This window comes from Streptomyces sp. CLV115 (genome assembly GCF_038448545.1).
Classification (GTDB): Bacteria; Actinomycetota; Actinomycetes; order Streptomycetales; family Streptomycetaceae; genus Streptomyces; species Streptomyces sanglieri.
Genome location: NZ_JBCEWQ010000181.1, coordinates 1 through 16,252 on the forward strand (window position 1 = coordinate 1; position 16,252 = coordinate 16,252).

General features: G+C 70.3%; 14 protein-coding genes. All 14 read right to left on the minus strand.

All coding sequences use genetic code 11. From position 1 onward, the window contains the following. Positions 1–58 precede the first annotated feature (58 nt). Positions 59–1,189: a DivIVA domain-containing protein gene (locus AADR41_RS36410; protein ID WP_189540850.1), complete on the minus strand. Its 1,131-nt coding sequence runs from the start codon at positions 1,187–1,189 to the stop codon at positions 59–61. A gap of 49 nt (positions 1,190–1,238) precedes the next feature. Beyond that, positions 1,239–1,523: a YggT family protein gene (locus AADR41_RS36415; RefSeq protein WP_072483208.1), complete on the minus strand. Its 285-nt coding sequence runs from the start codon at positions 1,521–1,523 to the stop codon at positions 1,239–1,241. 70 nt (positions 1,524–1,593) lie between these two features. Continuing rightward, complete coding sequence (locus AADR41_RS36420; RefSeq protein ID WP_342286275.1) at positions 1,594–2,217, minus strand: cell division protein SepF; 624 nt, start codon at positions 2,215–2,217, stop codon at positions 1,594–1,596. Positions 2,218–2,343: 126 nt separating this feature from the next. Beyond that, entirely contained in the window at positions 2,344–3,063 is a 720-nt protein-coding gene (locus tag AADR41_RS36425) for a YggS family pyridoxal phosphate-dependent enzyme (RefSeq protein ID WP_342286277.1), read from the minus strand. A 6-nt stretch (positions 3,064–3,069) separates the two neighbouring features. After that, positions 3,070–3,810 (minus strand): peptidoglycan editing factor PgeF, encoded by a 741-nt coding sequence (gene pgeF / locus AADR41_RS36430; protein ID WP_342286279.1) that lies wholly within the window; start codon positions 3,808–3,810, stop codon positions 3,070–3,072. After that, entirely contained in the window at positions 3,807–5,021 is a 1,215-nt protein-coding gene (ftsZ, locus tag AADR41_RS36435; protein ID WP_342286281.1) for a cell division protein FtsZ, read from the minus strand. The genes pgeF and ftsZ overlap by 4 nt, the downstream gene beginning before the upstream one ends. A 277-nt stretch (positions 5,022–5,298) precedes the next feature. Further along, a complete protein-coding gene (locus AADR41_RS36440) occupies positions 5,299–6,093 on the minus strand; it encodes a cell division protein FtsQ/DivIB (protein ID WP_342286282.1) in 795 nt (264 codons plus the stop codon). Between the two features lie 50 nt (positions 6,094–6,143). Next, the gene (gene murG / locus AADR41_RS36445) at positions 6,144–7,238 is read right to left on the minus strand and encodes an undecaprenyldiphospho-muramoylpentapeptide beta-N-acetylglucosaminyltransferase (RefSeq protein ID WP_124718176.1); all 1,095 of its coding nucleotides are present in this window, start codon (positions 7,236–7,238) and stop codon (positions 6,144–6,146) included. Positions 7,239–7,244: 6 nt separating this feature from the next. Further along, positions 7,245–8,705 carry a putative lipid II flippase FtsW gene (gene ftsW, locus AADR41_RS36450; protein ID WP_342286285.1) on the minus strand — a complete coding sequence of 487 codons (1,461 nt, stop codon included), beginning with the start codon at positions 8,703–8,705 and terminating at the stop codon, positions 7,245–7,247. Between the two features lie 43 nt (positions 8,706–8,748). Continuing rightward, the gene (murD, locus tag AADR41_RS36455) at positions 8,749–10,182 is read right to left on the minus strand and encodes a UDP-N-acetylmuramoyl-L-alanine--D-glutamate ligase (RefSeq protein ID WP_342286287.1); all 1,434 of its coding nucleotides are present in this window, start codon (positions 10,180–10,182) and stop codon (positions 8,749–8,751) included. Then, a complete protein-coding gene (gene mraY, locus AADR41_RS36460) occupies positions 10,164–11,234 on the minus strand; it encodes a phospho-N-acetylmuramoyl-pentapeptide-transferase (protein ID WP_326742374.1) in 1,071 nt (356 codons plus the stop codon). Before mraY ends, murD begins: the two co-directional genes overlap by 19 nt. Further along, the gene (locus tag AADR41_RS36465) at positions 11,231–12,637 is read right to left on the minus strand and encodes a UDP-N-acetylmuramoyl-tripeptide--D-alanyl-D-alanine ligase (protein ID WP_342286290.1); all 1,407 of its coding nucleotides are present in this window, start codon (positions 12,635–12,637) and stop codon (positions 11,231–11,233) included. The genes mraY and AADR41_RS36465 overlap by 4 nt, the downstream gene beginning before the upstream one ends. 4 nt (positions 12,638–12,641) lie before the next feature. Continuing rightward, complete coding sequence (locus AADR41_RS36470; RefSeq protein WP_342286292.1) at positions 12,642–14,369, minus strand: UDP-N-acetylmuramoyl-L-alanyl-D-glutamate--2,6-diaminopimelate ligase; 1,728 nt, start codon at positions 14,367–14,369, stop codon at positions 12,642–12,644. A gap of 18 nt (positions 14,370–14,387) precedes the next feature. Next, positions 14,388–16,217, minus strand: a complete 1,830-nt coding sequence (locus AADR41_RS36475; RefSeq protein ID WP_342286293.1) for a peptidoglycan D,D-transpeptidase FtsI family protein — start codon at positions 16,215–16,217, stop codon at positions 14,388–14,390. Positions 16,218–16,252: the final 35 nt, after the last annotated feature.

A 16,252-nucleotide genomic window follows, 5' to 3' on the forward strand; every position in this document is an offset into this window, starting at 1 on the left:
TCCCCGGGGCCCGGCCCTCAGCCTGCCGACGGCTACGCGCTCACCGCGCGCACCCGGCTCAGTTGTCGTCCTCGTCGATCAGGAACCCGCGCATCGGCGAGGGAGCCTGCTGCATCGGCTGCGGCGCCTGCGGCCGCACCGGCGCCATCGGCTGGGTCATCGCCGGCGACATCTGCTGCTGGCCGCCGTACGAGGGCCCACCGCCCATGGACGGGTTGCCGCCCATCGGCTGGTTGCCGTGGTTGCCGCCCATGCTGTGGCCCATGGCGCCCGCACCGGCCGGAGCCAGCGAGGGCGACGGCGGCAGCGAAGCGGTCGCCGGGGTCCGCGGCGGGGCCAGCGAGTCGTCCGCCTGGGTCTCCAGCTGACGCAGCTGGCTCTCCAGGTAGGACTTCAGGCGGGTCCGGTACTCACGCTCGAAGCCACGCAGATCCTCGACCTTGCGCTCCAGCGTCGCGCGGGCCGACTCCAGCGAGCCCATCGCCACGCGGTGCTTCTCCTGCGCGTCCCGCTCCAGGGCGTCCGCCTTGGCACGCGCGTCGCGCTCCAGGCCCTCGGCGCGGCTGCGCGCCTCGCCGACGATCTTGTTGGCCTCGGAACGGGCCTCCGCGATCGCCTGGTCGGCGGTCTGCTGCGCGAGCGAGAGGACACGGGCGGCGCTGTCGCCACCGGGGCCCTGACCGGGCTGCTGCATCTGCGGCTGCTGCATCTGCTGCATCTGCTGCTGCGGGGCGTGACCACCCATGGGGCCGCCCATCGGGCCACCCATGGGACCGCCCTGCATCGGGCCGGGGCCGTGCGGGCCCTGCGGACCGGGGCCGTGCTGGCCCTGGGGACCAGGACCGTGACCACTGGGACCGGCGGGCAGCTGCGGAGCACCACCGGGCAGCTGGGGGGGACCCATCTGCGGGGGCTGCTGCTGGACCGGCGGACCCGATATGGCGGCGGGCACCGGCGCCCCGGGCCGGTCCTGCGGCTCCGGCTTGCGCATGCCCTGCTGCTGGTTCTGCGCGGCGGCACGCGTGGCGGCGGCCAGCTTCGCGCGCAGGTCCTCGTTCTCACGGAGCAGGCGGGTCAGCTCGGACTCGACCTCGTCGAGGAAGGCATCGACCTCGTCCTCGTCATAGCCTTCTCGGAGGCGGACGGTCGTGAACTGCTTGTTCCGCACGTCCTCAGGAGTCAGCGGCATCTCTTCTTCACCTCTACGTAGTCGTCGGCAGTCGGCAAGACCGTATCGCTCACAGCCTGATCACAATGCTGATCAGGATGTAGACGATGATCATCAGAACGAAGAAGGACAGGTCGAGTGCCACGCCCCCGAGACGCAGCGGCGGGATGAACCGCCGCAGAAGCTTGAGCGGTGGATCGGTGACAGTGTAGGTGGCCTCAAGTATGACCACCATCGGCTTGCCGGGCTGCCATGAACGCGCGAACTGGAAGACGTAGTCCATGACCAGCCGGAAGATCAGCACGATGAGGAAACACATCAGCGCGATATAGACAACCTGCAGTGCGACGCCCATTTCGCGCTTCCCTCTCCCCTGGCTCTCGTAGCTCCGGCCTCGCGGCCGGGTTGTTCCCGGTGTCGTGTTCTCAGCTCTGGTTGAAGAATCCGCCCTCAGCGATACGGGCCTTGTCCTCCGCCGTGACATCGACGTTAGCAGGCGACAACAGGAACACCTTCTGCGTCACGCGCTCAATGCTGCCATGGAGACCGAAGACGAGCCCTGCAGCAAAGTCGACAAGTCGCTTTGCATCCGTATCGTCCATCTCCGTGAGATTCATGATCACCGGAGTGCCCTCACGGAAGTGTTCCCCGATGGTACGGGCCTCGTTGTAGGTCCTGGGGTGCAGCGTGGTGATGCGGTAGGGCTCCCGCTCGGACACGACCTTGGGCATGATCACCGGTGCGTTCTTCTCCATGTTCGGACGTTCAGGTGTGATGGATGCCACGGGGGCGATTCGGGCGGGTCGCTCTCTCTCCGCCGGGATCTGAACCGGCTCCCGCTGCGCGGGAGGCTGCACCGCTCGTACCGGTTCGTCCCGCTCCCGGTCCCGTTCCCGCTCCACCTGATGCGCGGGCTGGTGCCGCCGCCGGTCGCGCTCCGGCTCCGGCTCGGGTTCGAATTCGTCGTCGGGGTCGAACCCCGGACCGTCGTACCCATCGTCCTCCACGAGGCCGAGGTAGACCGCCATCTTGCGCATCGCGCCGGCCATGCTCCGAGTCCTCCGCTCTGTGGTGGATCGGCATCTGTCACCAAGTGCCCCGCGATCCACTGAGGCCTGCCCGCCATAGGCGGGAATGACCATATTTTCTGCTGTGGTCCGACCTGCTTGGCGACGTTACCCGAGCCCGGGTCGGACTCCGAGTACCGCCGTACCGACGCGCACATGTGTCGCTCCGGCCGCGACCGCGTCCTCGACGTCCGCGCTCATCCCCGCAGAGACCATGTTCGCAGCCGGATGGTTCCCGCGCAGGCGGGATGAGAATTCCATCAGCCGGTCGAAGGCGGCCCGTTGGCGACCCGCGTACGGTCCGGCGAGCGGTGCGACGGTCATCAGACCACCGAGCCGCAGCCCCGGCGCGGACTCCACCGCGTCGGCCAACTCCTCGATCCCGTCCGGCGCGACGCCGCCCCGGTCGCCCCGCTCGCCGCTCTCCGCGTCGAGTGCCACCTGGATGAGGCAGCCGAGTTCGCGCCCTTCGCGTTCGGCGGCCGCCGAGAGGGCCGTGACCAGTCGGACCCGGTCCACCGACTGCACAACATCGGCATAACTCGCCACAGAACGAACCTTATTCGTCTGCAATTGACCGACAAAGTGCCATGTGAGCGACAGATCCGCACATTCGGCCGCCTTGGGAGCCGCGTCCTGGTCACGATTCTCCGCGACATGACGTACACCCAGTCCGTGCAGAATCCGCACATCGCTCGCGGGGTAGGTCTTCGTGACCACGATGAGCGTCACTTCATCCCGCTCACGACCGGCGGCGGCGCAGGCGGAAACGATGCGTTCCTCCACCCGCGCCAGATTTTCGGCGAGTTGGGTCTTACGGTCCGTCATGCCCTATCAGTCCAACCAGACATATCCGGCGAGCCGCCCGGTGGTGCGGTCGCGGCGGTACGAGAAGTGATCGCCCGATTCGAGGGTGCAGACCGGCGAGGCCTGCCGGTCCTCGACACCGAGCTCCTTGAGCTGGGCGTGGACCCCCGCGGTGACATCCACCGCCGGGGTGCCCCAGCTGGTCTCGGACCAGGCGGCCGGGACGCTCCTCGCGACCTCGGCGCGCATGTCGGCCGGGACTTCGTAGCACCGTCCGCAGACCGCCGGCCCGGTACGGGCGACGATCCGGGAGATGTCGGCGCCGAGCCCGGCCATGGCCTCGACCACGGCGGGGACGACCCCGGCGACCAGACCGGGGCGGCCCGCGTGCGCCGCCGCCACGATCCCGGCGACCGGGTCGGCCAGCAGTACGGGGGTGCAGTCGGCGGTGAGCACGGCGAGCGGAAGCCCGCGCCGCGCGGTCACCACCGCGTCCACCGCGGGGATCCGCGAAGCGTCTCGCCAGGGCCCGTCGACGACCGCGACGTCCCGCCCGTGCACCTGGTTCATCCAGACGACCCGCGCCGGATCCAGACCGAGGGTCCGGGCGGCGCGCTCGCGATTGGCCAGAACGGCGGCGGGGTCGTCACCGACCGCGCCGCCGAGGTTGAGCTCCTCGTACGGAGCGGCGCTCACTCCGCCCCACCGGTCGGTGAAGGCGAAGTGCGCGCCGCCCGTCGAGGACAGTGCGTGGTGCTGAGCTATCACTTCAAGAAGTCCGGGACATCCAGCTCTTCGGCCTGGGAGTCCTGGTACGGACGGGCCGTCGGAACGTGCGGCTGGGCGACCGGCGGCAGGTGGGTCTCGCTCGCCACCGGTACGGGATCCGACTGCACCGGCGCCTCCTCGCGGATGGGCACGGAGCCCAGTCCACCGGCCTGACGCACGGGCTCCGGGGTCCGGACCGGTGCGGCGGGCTCGTCGCGCTTGGCGGAGTTGGCGCCCAGGACGTTCTCGCGGCGGGCCGGCGGCTGTCCGCCGTCGAAGCCCGCGGCGATCACGGTGACCCGTACCTCGTCGCCCAGCGCGTCGTCGATGACCGCACCGAAGATGATGTTCGCCTCGGGGTGCGCCGCCTCGCTCACCAGCTGGGCGGCCTCGTTGATCTCGAAGAGACCGAGGTCGCTGCCGCCGGAGATGGAGAGCAGGACACCGCGGGCGCCGTCGATGGACGCCTCCAGGAGCGGCGAGGAGATCGCCATCTCCGCGGCGGCCACCGCGCGGTCGTCGCCGCGGGCCGATCCGATGCCCATGAGCGCCGATCCGGCCTCGGACATGACCGACTTGACGTCGGCGAAGTCGAGGTTGATCAGCCCCGGGGTGGTGATGAGGTCGGTGATGCCCTGGACACCCGAGAGCAGCACCTGGTCGGCCGACTTGAACGCGTCGAGCACACTGACCTGGCGGTCCGAGATGGACAGCAGCCGGTCGTTGGGAATGACGATGAGGGTGTCGACCTCTTCGCGGAGTTCGGCGATGCCGTCCTCCGCCTGGTTCGCGCGTCGCCGGCCCTCGAAGGTGAACGGGCGGGTGACCACGCCGATCGTCAGGGCGCCGAGCGAGCGCGCGATGTTGGCGACGACGGGTGCGCCGCCGGTGCCGGTGCCGCCGCCTTCTCCGGCGGTGACGAAGACCATGTCGGCCCCCTTGAGGACCTCCTCGATCTCCTCACGGTGGTCCTCTGCCGCCTTGCGACCGACTGCCGGGTTGGCGCCGGCGCCAACGCCGCGGGTGAGTTCGCGGCCGACGTCGAGCTTGACGTCGGCGTCGCTCATCAACAGGGCTTGCGCATCAGTGTTGATCGCGATGAACTCGACGCCCTTGAGACCGACCTCGATCATTCGGTTGATGGCATTGACACCACCGCCGCCGACACCGATGACCTTGATGACTGCGAGGTAGTTCTGCGGTGCTGCCACGTCGAAGGCCTCTCGCCTCGAGTTACGTGTCGTCGCTTCGCGGTAGTCCCGCCGCGACGACGGATGCCGATTGGGACGGTCCGAAACGCCGACCCAAACCCTAACGTTGAAGTTTAGGGTTACCAGTGTGTCTGCTTCATGGACTCTTCCGAACAGGACACTAAGTCGACAAGTGGCGCACGTTCAACGAACACGCCGAACCTCCCGTTTTTCTTTTCACCCTATGTGATCACCCGTAGCGCTGACCAACCAGGGTGCTGGCCAGGCCAAATGTGCGTCAACTACCCGACACGGAAGGGGCCGTGGGTGCACTCACGTCGAAGTGTCCCGCTTTGGGAGCGGCTTTCATGAGAGCGGTGAGGACTTTCGCCTTCACCGGACCCCCTTCGCCGCTGCCCCAGATCACCGTGCGCCCCCGGGTGAGCCGCAAGGAAATCGAGTCGTACGAGGTGACCCGCACGACCTCGGTGTCCTTGGCCACGACGCCCGGAAGTTCGCCCGCGACCCGGACCGCTTCCCGCACCAGCCGGGCACTGCCGAATCGGCGCAGACTCGCGGACTGATCAGGCTTCAGTTCCAGCAGAGGTACGCGACCGGGCGATTTGTCCACCGTTGCGAAATGAACGCCTTTCGCGTCCACTTCAATGAACTTTGCGCCCTTTTTGACCAACAGGACCGGCTGTCGTTCCGTCACCTTAAGTCCGATTCCGTGCGGCCACGACCGTACGACATCCACGGAGTCGATACGAGGCAACTTCTGGCGCAATCGGGCCGCGACGGCGTCGGTGTCGACGGAGATCAGCGGAGCCCCGATCGGGACCTCCGCAGCGGCCTCCACCTCGGCCGCCGTCAGCACGTCGACGCCGGTGGTCGTGACCTGCTCGGCACGGAGCCAGGAGGAGCCGTAGAGCGCCCAGACGGCGCCGGAGGCGAGCAGCAGCACGAGCACGCCGGACACGATCAGCGTTCTGCGGCTGGGCAGTCGGCGTTTCGGGGGGCGCGGACGCGGCGGGCGGGCCGGGGAGTCCTCCTGCTGCGTTCTCCCGCGCTGGGCGGTCGTCGGTCCGGCCACGCTCGCTCCTTATGCCGGGTCCGGGAGCACCGCCCCCGGACCCGTCCGCCTCACGCGCCTCGGCGTGCGGCAATCGCCTCGTACACCATGCCGACGAGCAGGTCGTCGGCGTCCCGGCGGCCGAACTCGGCGGCAGCCCGGGACATCTCGTACAGCCGGTGCGGATCCGCGAGCACCGGGAGGACGTTGCCCTGCACCCACTCGGGGGTGAGCGCCGCGTCGTCCACCAGCAGCCCGCCGCCGGCGTTGACCACCGGCTGGGCGTTGAGCCGCTGTTCGCCGTTGCCGATGGGCAGCGGTACGTAGGCGGCGGGGAGCCCGACGGCGGAGAGTTCGGCGACGGTCATCGCGCCGGCGCGGCAGAGCATCATGTCGGCCGCGGCGTACGCGAGATCCATCCGGTCCACGTACGGTACCGGGATGTAGGGCGGCATCCCGGGCATGTTGTCGACGCGCGGCAATTCGTTCTTCGGGCCGACCACATGGAGGATCTGGATTCCGGAGCGCTGGAGCAGCGGCGCGACGCGCTGGACCACCTCGTTGAGGTGGCGGGCGCCCTGCGAGCCGCCGGAGACCAGCAGCGTCGGCAGGTTGGGGTCGAGGCCGAAGGCGGCACGCGCCTCGGGGCGGACCCGGGCCCGGTCCAGGGTGGCGATGGTGCGGCGCAGCGGGATGCCGATGTAGCGGGCGCCGCGCAGCTTGCTGTCGGGGGTGGAGACGGCGACGCCGTGGGCGTACCGCGAGCCGATCTTGTTGGCCAGGCCCGGCCGGGCGTTGGCCTCGTGGACGACGATCGGCACCCCGGCCCGCTTGGCGGCGAGGTAGCCGGGCAGGGCCACGTAGCCGCCGAAGCCGACGACGCAGTCCGCCTTGGTGCGTTCCAGGATCTGCTCGGCGGCCTTGATGGTGCCGCGCAGCCGTCCCGGGACGGTGATCAGTTCCGGGGTGGGCTTGCGCGGCAGCGGCACGGCCGGGATCAGGGCGAGTTCGTACCCCCGCTCGGGTACGAGCCTGGTCTCGAGTCCGCGCTCCGTGCCGAGGGCAGTGATTCCCACGGTCGGGTCCTGCCTGCGCAGGGCGTCCGCGAGGGCAAGCGCGGGCTCGATGTGGCCGGCGGTCCCCCCACCGGCGAGTACGACATGCACCGAAATTCACCGCTCTCCGGACGGACGCTTCTTGACGCGCCGTCTCATCGTCTTCCATCTCACCCCGGGCCTCCGCATGGCCAGGGCAGCCTTCGCCGCGGGGTCCTCTCGCGCGAACGCGATCAGCAGCCCGACGGCGAACATGGTCGGCAGCAGGGCCGATCCTCCGTAGGAGAACAGCGGGAGCGGGACTCCGGCGATCGGCAGCAGGCCGAGCACCGCACCGATGTTGATCACGGCCTGCACCGTGATCCAGGTGGTCACGCCTCCCGCGGCGTACCTCACGAAGGGGTCCTCCGTGCGTCCGGCCACGCGGATACCCGCATAGCCTAGAGCCGCGAAGAGGGCGAGTACCGACAGCGTCCCCGCCAACCCCAGTTCCTCCCCGGTGATGGCGAAGATGAAGTCGGTGTGCGGTTCAGGTAGTTGGCCCCATTTTTCCACACTCGCACCGAGCCCGGAACCGAACCATCCGCCGGACGCCAGAGCATAGATGCCGTGCACCGCCTGCCAGCAGGAGTCCCCTGGCCCGGGCTCGCTGGCACCGATGCAGGCGAGCCTGGACATCCGGTTCGGGCTGGTCTTGATCAGCACGAAGGCGATCAGTGCGGCGAAGCCGAGCACCCCGCCGAAGAGCCGGGTGGGCGCCCCCGCCAGCCAGAGCAGTCCGAACAGGATCGCGGTGAGAATGATCGCAGTTCCCATGTCGCCGCCGAGCATGATCAGCCCGAGGAGCATGAAGGCGACCGGGACCAGCGGGACGAGCAGGTGCTTCCACTGGGTCAGCAGCCTTTTGTCCTGTTTGCGGGCGAGCAGGTCCGCGCCCCACAGGATCAGGGCGAGTTTGCCGAACTCGCTGGGCTGGAGCTGGAAGGGCCCGCCCAGGTAGAGCCAGTTCCGGTTGCCGTTGACCGACATCCCTATCCCCGGCACCTGGACCAGCACCATCAGGAAGACGGTGCCCATGAGCAGCGGATAGGCGAGCGCCCGGTGCAGCTTGGCGGGCATCCGGGCGGCGAGCGCCATCAGTCCGGCGCCGATGACGGCGGCCAGGAACTGCTTGCGGAAGAAGTAGGTGCCCGGTTTGTCGAGTTCCAGGGCTTTGATCATCGACGCGGAGTAGACCATCACCAGGCCGAGCACCGTGATCAGCAGCCCGGCCCCCAGGATCAGGTAGTACGCGGTCAGCGGGCGGTCCCAGGCCCGGCGCACCCGCTCGTACATCCCCCGCATCCGCGCGCGGGGGGAACGGGGCGCGCGGGGGCCGCCGGTCGAGCGGCCCTTGGAGCGGGGCGCCGAGGGGCGCCGGGAGCCGGTGACCGAGCGGACCCTGAGGGCGGGGCCGAGCGCCGCGGGGGCGCCTGCTGCCGCCCCCGCGAGCAGTGGTGGGGCGAGTGCCCGGCTGATCGCCGCGGTGGCCCGTGAGCGGCCCCCACGGGGCCCGGCAGAGCTCTCTTCGGCCGGCATCTTCGCTGTCCCCTCCACTGCTCGTGCGCGGAGGCCGGGCCCGTCAGGCGCTCTCGGCAGCGAGTGCGCGGACCGCGTCCGCGAACGCCTCGCCCCGCTTGTTGTAATTGACGAACATGTCCATCGAGGCGCAGGCCGGGGCCATCAGTACGGTGTCTCCCGGCCGGGCGAGCCGTGCCGCCTCGCGGACCGCCTCGGACATCGCCCCAGTGTCGGTCCGGTCGAGGTCGACCACCGGGACCTCGGGGGCGTGTCGCGTGAGGGCTTCCCGGATCAGTTCCCGGTCCCGGCCGATCAGCACGGCGCCCCGCAGCCGTCCGGCGGCCCCGGTCACCAGCTCGTCGAAGGTGGCCCCCTTGGCGAGGCCGCCGGCGATCCAGACGATCGGGTCGTAGGCCGCCAGCGAGGCCTCGGCGGCATGGGTGTTGGTGGCCTTGGAGTCGTCGACGTACGCGACCCCGTCGACGAATCCGACGTGCTCGATGCGGTGCGGGTCGGGGCGGAAGGCCCGCAGTCCGTCGCGTACGGCCGCGGGCTCGACGCCGAAGGCGCGGGCCAGGGCCGCGGCCGCGAGGGCGTTGGCGACGTTGTGCGGGGCGGGCGGGTCGATGTCCTTGACCTCGGCCAGCTCCTGGGCCTGCTTCTGCCGGTTCGCCACGAAGGCGCGGTCGACGAGGATGCCGTCGACGACGCCCAGCTGGGACGGGCCAGGCGTGTTCAGGGTGAAGCCGATGGCCCGGCAGCCCTCCTCGACGTCGGCCTCGCGGACCAGGTCCTCGGTCGCCGGGTCGGCCGCGTTATAGACGCAGGCGACGCGGTTGCCCTCGTAGATCCGGCCCTTGTCCGCGACGTACGCCGCCATGGAGCCGTGCCAGTCGAGGTGGTCGGGGGCCAGGTTGAGGACGGCGGCGGAGTGGGCGCGCAGCGAGGGTGCCCAGTGCAGCTGGTAGCTGGACAGCTCGACGGCGAGTACGTCGTACTCCTCGTCGCCGAGGACGGCGTCCAGGAGGGAGACGCCGATGTTGCCGACCGCGGCGGTGCGCAGCCCCGCCGCCTCCAGGATCGAGGCGAGCATCCGTACGGTCGTGGTCTTGCCGTTGGTACCGGTGACCGCGAGCCAGGGGGCCGCGCCCGGGCCCCGCAGCCGCCAGGCGAGTTCGACGTCGCCCCAGACGGGGACGCCCGCCTCGGCGGCTGCGGCGAAGAGCGGCTTGTCGGGCTGCCAGCCCGGGGCGGTGACGATGAGCTCGGTGGACTCGGGCAGGGTCGCCCCGTCGCCGAGGCGCACGGCGATGCCCTGCGCCTCCAGCTCGGCGGCCTGCGTGCGGGAACGCTCGTCGTCCCCGTCGTTGACCACGGTGACGACGGCCCCGAGGCCGTGCAGCACCTTGGCCGCCGGGATTCCGGAGACTCCGAGTCCCGCGACGGTGACGTGCTTGCCCTGCCAGTCCTGGTTGCTCACTTCTCGGCTGCCCATCCCGCGTAGAAGAGTCCGAGTCCGACGATCACGCACATGCCCTGGATGATCCAGAAGCGGACCACGACAAGGACTTCGGACCACCCCTTGAGTTCGAAGTGGTGCTGGAGCGGCGCCATCCGGAAGACCCGCTTGCCGGTCATCTTGAAGGATCCGACCTGGATGACCACGGACATGGTGATCATCACGAAGAGGCCGCCGAGGATGGCCATCAGGAACTCGGTGCGGGAGCAGATCGCCAGACCGGCGAGGGCTCCGCCGAGGGCGAGCGAGCCGGTGTCGCCCATGAAGATCTTGGCGGGCGAGGTGTTCCACCACAGGAAGCCGAAGCAGGCACCCATCAACGCCGAGGCGACGACCGCGAGGTCGAGCGGATCCCGTACCTGGAAGCAGGCGTTGGGGTTGGTCAGGGTCTTCGCGTTGGCGCAGGACTCCTGGAACTGCCACAGCCCGATGAAGGTGTACGCGCCGAAGACCATCACCGACGCGCCGGTGGCCAGGCCGTCCAGACCGTCCGTCAGGTTCACGCCGTTGGACATGGCGAGGATCATGAACAGTGCCCAGACGACGAACAGCACCGGGCCGATCGACCAGCCGAAGTCCGCGACGAACGACAGCCGGTCGGAGGCCGGGGTGTTGCCGCGGGCGTCGGCGAACTGGAGCGAGAGCACCGCGAAGGCGATGCCCACGATCAGCTGGCCCGCCATCTTCGCCTTGGCCCGCAGGCCCAGCGAACGCTGCTTGACGATCTTGATGTAGTCGTCGAGGAAGCCCACGAGGCCCATTCCGGCCATCAGGAAGAGCACCAGCACGCCGGAGAATCGCATCTCCTCGCCGGTGATCAGCTTCGCCGCGACGTACGCGATGATCGTCGCCAGGATGAAGGCAATGCCGCCCATGGTGGGCGTGCCCTTCTTGGACCCGTGGGTACGCGGGCCGTCGTCCCGGATGAACTGCCCGTATCCCTTGCGGGCGAGCAGCTTGATCAGCAGCGGAGTTCCGACCAGGGTCAGGAAGAGCCCGATGGCCCCCGCGAAGAGGATCTGCCTCATCGGCCGGCGACCTCGCCCTCGGACGCGTTCTCCAGCAGTGCCATGGCGACCTGCTCCAGGCCGACCGACCGGGACGCCTTCACCAGCACGACGTCTCCCGGGCGCAGTTCACTGCGCAACAGGTCGACCGCGGCCTGTGCGTCGGACACGTGCACCGACTCCTCACCCCACGAACCCTCGTTGTATGCGCCCAGTTGCAGCCAGGAGGCTTCTCTGCCCCCGACCGCGACGAGCTTGCTGACGTTGAGCCGGACGGCGAGCCGTCCGACCGCGTCGTGCTCGGCGAGCGAGGCGTCGCCGAGCTCGGCCATCTGGCCGAGCACCGCCCACGTACGCCGGCCCTTCCCCATGGCGGCCAGCGCGCGCAGCGCGGCTTTCATGGATTCGGGGTTCGCGTTGTAGGCGTCATTGACGAACGTCACGCCGTCCGGACGCTCGGTGACCTCCATGCGCCAGCGGGAGAGGGTGCCCGCCTCGGAGAGCCCTTCGGCGATCTCGTCTGCGGACAGGCCCAACTCATGGGCGACGGCGGCCGCGGCGAGCGCGTTCGACACGTGGTGCTCACCGTACAGGCGCATGGTCACGTCGCTGCACCCGGTGGGTGTGTGGAGCCGGAAAGCGGGGCGTCCGTCGTCGGTGAGACGGACCTTCTCGCCCCGTACGTCCGCATCCGCGGCTTCACCGAAGAACAGCACCCGGGCCTTCGTGCGGGAGGACATGGCGCGGACGAGCGGGTCGTCGGCGTTGAGCACGGCGAGGCCGTCCTCGGGCAGCGACTCGACCATCTCGCCCTTGGCCTGGGCGATCTGCTCGCGGCCGCCGAACTCGCCGATGTGGGCGGTGCCGACGTTGAGGACCAGGCCGATCCGGGGCGGGACGAGGCCGGTGAGGTAACGGATGTCGCCGATGTAGCGTGCACCCATTTCGAGGACGAGGTGGCGGGTGTCCTCGGTGGCGCGCAGCGCGGTGAGCGGCAGGCCGATCTCGTTGTTGAGGTTGCCCGCCGGGTAGACGGTGGGCCCCTTGCGTTCGAGCAGCTGGGCGATGAGGTCCTTGGTGGAGGTCTTGCCCGCCGAGCCGGTGAGGGCGACGACGGTGGTGCCTAGGCGGCCCACGACGGTGCGGGCGAGCGCGCCGAGTGCGGCCACGACGTCGTCGACGACGATCGCCGGAACGCCGACGGGGCGGGCGGCCAGCACGGCTGCCGCGCCCGCCTCGACGGCGCGCTGCGCGTAGTCGTGGCCGTCGACCCGCTCACCGGCGAAGGCGACGAACAGGCTGCCCTGCGTCACCTTTCGGGAGTCGATGACGACCGGCCCGCTGACGGTTGCTGCCGGATCGGGTATGTCGTGCGACTGCCCGCCGACGATTTCGGCGATCTCGGCGAGGGAAAGGGCGATCACTTGGTCATCCCTGACTGTTGTTCTCGTGGGTGTGGGCGCGGTGGCCGGCGCTCTCGGTGCGCTCGTGCCCCAGGGACCGCTCGATGGCCGCGCGCAGGACCACGCGGTCGTCGAAGGGGCGTACCACGCCGTGGATGTCCTGGCCCTGCTCGTGGCCCTTGCCGGCGATCAGCACGGTGTCACCGGGCTCGGCGCGGGCGACGGCGGCGGCGATGGCGGCGGCCCGGTCGGCGTCGACCAGGACGTCGCCCCGCTCGTGGACGGGCACTTCTGCGGCGCCCGCGAGCATGGCGGCGAGGATTCCGAGGGGGTCCTCGGAACGGGGGTTGTCGGAGGTCAGTACGGCGGTGTCGGCGAGGCGGGCGGCCGCCGCGCCCATCGGGCCGCGCTTGGTCGTGTCGCGGTCGCCGCCGCAGCCGAGGACGATGTGCACCTTGCCCTCGGTGACGGTCCGCAGGGAACGCAGCACGGATTCGACGGCGTCGGTCTTGTGCGCGTAGTCGACGACCGCGAGGTAGGGCTGTCCGGCGTCGACGCGCTCCAGCCGGCCGGGGACGCCGGGGACGGCCGCGACGCCGTCGGCGGCGGTCTGCGGATCGATGCCCGCGACGGCGAGCGTCACGATCGCGGCGAGGGTGTTGGCGACGTTGAACGGGCCGGGCAGCGGCGCCCTGGCCGCGATCCGCTCGTCCTTGGGGCCGATGACGGTGAAGGTCGAGCCGAGCGGCCCGAGTTCGACGTCCTCGGCGCGCCAGTCGGCGTCCGGGTGGCCCTCGGCGGAGAAGGTGACGACCGGGACGGACGCCTCGGTGATCAGCCTGCGGCCGTACTCGTCGTCGTGGTTGACGACGCCCTGCCGGCTGCGGGCCGGGGTGAAGAGCTGCGCCTTGGCCTGGAAGTAGTCCTCCATCCCGGAGTGGAACTCCATGTGTTCCGGGCTGAGGTTGTTGAAGACCGCGACGTCGAAGACGCAGCCGTCGACCCGGCCGAGCACCAGGGCGTGGCTGGAGACCTCCATGGTCACCGAGTCGACGCCGCGTTCGCGCATGACGGCGAACAGGGCCTGCAGATCGGTGGCCTCGGGGGTGGTGCGCTCGGACTTGATGCGCTCGTCGCCGATCCGCATCTCCACCGTCCCGATGAGCCCGGTGGCGCGCCCGGCGCCGCGGAAGCCGCCCTCGACGAGGTAGGCGGTGGTGGTCTTGCCGGACGTTCCGGTGATGCCGATCTGGAGGAGGTCGGCGCCGGGCCGTCCGTAGATCTCGGCGGCGAGCTCGCCCATCCGGCCGCGCGGGTCCTCGGTGACCAGCACCGGAAGCCCGGTGGCGGCGGCGCGCTCGGCACCCGCCGGGTCGGTGAGGATCGCCGTCGCGCCGAGACCGGCGGCCTGGGCCGCGAAGTCGGCGCCGTGGAAGCGGGCGCCCGGCAGGGCCGCGTAGACATCGCCGGGGCGTACCGCCCGGGAGTCGTGGGTGATGCCGGTGACCTCGCCGGATCCCGGCGGCTCTACGCCCAGCCGGGCTGCCAGTTCGCCGAGCGCGGTGGGCCCGATCCGGTCCGGGCGGGGCGCTCCCGGGTAATTCACAGGGGCGGCCTTCTGGGTGGTTTGGGACTGATCAGCGTGGGGCACGGCGGTGAGCGTACCGGGCGCACCCGGCCTCTCGCGAAGTGAGGGGCCGGGGTTCTGGTGGTTCCCGTTCCGGTTCCCGGGATCGGGCGTGATGGTTGTCACTGGATGGTTTCCCCGAGTTCACTCGCCGGGCTTGAAGGACACCGGCAGCCGGGCTGAGCCGCTGCCGGACGGTGGGGTCTGGAGGGTCTTGAGCGCGAACTCCATGACCTGCTTGTAGATCGGTCCGCAGATCTGGCCGCCGAAGTAGCTGCCCTTGGTCGGGTTCTGGATCGCGCAGTAGACGGTGATCTGCGGTTTGTCGGCGGGCGCGAAGCCCGCGAAGGAGGCGGTGTAGCCGTGGTAGCCGCCGCGCACCGGGTCGACCCGGTTGGCCGTACCGGTCTTGCCCGCCACCCGGTAGCCCGGGATCTTGGCCTTCGTGCCGGTGCCCTCCTCGTCGCCGACCACCGACTCCAGCATCGCGGCGAGCGTTTTGGCGGTCTTCGCGCTGACCACCCTGGTCCGCTCGGGCGGTTCGGCGGCCTGGAACCGCCCGTCGGCGCCCTTGGTGCCGCGTACCAGCGTGGGTGCGACGCGGACTCCGTCGTTGGCGATCGTCGAGTAGATGGAGGCGGCCTGCATGGCGTTGAGCGAGAGGCCCTGGCCGAACGGGATCGTGTACTGCTGCGAGGTCGACCAGTCCTGGGGCTTGGCGAGGATGCCGGGGGTCTCGCCCGGGTAGCCGAGTCCGGTCGGTGAGCCGATGCCGAACTTGCGCAGGTAGGAGTAGAGGACCTTGTTGGCCTCGGCCTGCGTCTTTCCCAGTTCGCCGGTGGCCAGGATGGTGCCGATGTTGCTGGACTTGGCGAGTACGCCGTTGAGCGTCAGGTACCAGGTGGGGTGGTCGATGTCGTCCTTGAAGAGCCGGTCGCCCCGGTGCAGCCGGTTGGGGACCGTGACGTGGGTGCCCGGGGTCGCGGCGCCCTCCTCCAGCACGGCGGCCATGGACATGACCTTGCTGGTGGAGCCGGGCTCGTAGACGTCCTGGAGGGCCGCGTTGCCCAGCGACGCCGCGTCGGCCTGCGAGAGGTCGTTGGGGTCGAACCCGGGGGCGTTGGCCATGGCCAGGACCTCGCCGGTCCTGGTGTTCTGGACGACCACGTAGCCGCGGTCGGCCCTGGACTTCTTCACCTGGTCGCTGATGGCCTGCTGGGCGGCCCACTGGATGTCGCGGTCGATGGTCAGCTCGATGTCGGCGCCGGGTACGGCCGGGACCTCCTCGGTGCCCGCGGTGGGCACCCGGCGGCCGCCCGCCTGGGCGTACCGGATCTTGCCGTCCTCGCCCGCGAGCTCCTTGTCCAGCTGCGATTCGAGGCCGCCCGCGCCCTTGCCGTCGGCGTTGACATAACCCAGTATCCCGGCGGCGAGACCCCCGTTGGGGTAGACCCGTTTGGTGGTCGCCTCCTGGAAGACGCCGGCCAGCACGTTGGTTCCGGCGCCGCCGCTCGCCCGGTCCTTGCCCGCCTTCTCGGCGAAGACGGACTTGAGGTCCTTGATCTGATTCCAGACCTGCGGGGTCTGCCGGCGGGCCAGGACGACGTAGCGGCCCTTCCCGGACAGCTTCCGGGTCAGCTCGGTGACGTCGGTGCCGAGGATCGGGGCGAGCAGCGCCGCCGCCTGCCGGGGCGCGTCGGGGGCCTTGCTGAACTCGGGCGTGAACATCGAGGGGTCGGCGGTGATGTTGTACGCGTCGACGCTGGTGGCCAGGGCGATCCCGCTGCGGTCGGTGATCTCGCCGCGCTCGGCGGCGATCGTGTAGCTGAGGTAGCGGTTCACCTTGGCCTTGGCTGCGTACGCACTGGCGTCGACGGCCTGGACCTGGAGCAGCCGGACGACGAACGCCAGCATGACGAGCGTCAGGGCGAGGCTGACCAGACGGAGTCGCGGGCGCGGGCTGCCCAGCCGCAGCCGACTCGCGCTCCGGCTGCGGGGCGGGCGGGGGC

What these genes read in the sequence shown, in the direction of transcription:
- ftsW (WP_342286285.1), bottom strand. Translation starts at nt 8,705, where the DNA reads ATGCCGGCCGAAGAGAGCTCTGCCGGGCCCCGTGGGGGCCGCTCACGG.
- AADR41_RS36410 (WP_189540850.1), bottom strand. Translation starts at nt 1,189, where the DNA reads ATGCCGCTGACTCCTGAGGACGTGCGGAACAAGCAGTTCACGACCGTC.
- AADR41_RS36415 (WP_072483208.1), bottom strand. Translation starts at nt 1,523, where the DNA reads ATGGGCGTCGCACTGCAGGTTGTCTATATCGCGCTGATGTGTTTCCTC.
- mraY (WP_326742374.1), bottom strand. Translation starts at nt 11,234, where the DNA reads ATGAGGCAGATCCTCTTCGCGGGGGCCATCGGGCTCTTCCTGACCCTG.
- AADR41_RS36425 (WP_342286277.1), bottom strand. Translation starts at nt 3,063, where the DNA reads ATGACGGACCGTAAGACCCAACTCGCCGAAAATCTGGCGCGGGTGGAG.
- AADR41_RS36420 (WP_342286275.1), bottom strand. Translation starts at nt 2,217, where the DNA reads ATGGCCGGCGCGATGCGCAAGATGGCGGTCTACCTCGGCCTCGTGGAG.
- murD (WP_342286287.1), bottom strand. Translation starts at nt 10,182, where the DNA reads ATGGGCAGCCGAGAAGTGAGCAACCAGGACTGGCAGGGCAAGCACGTC.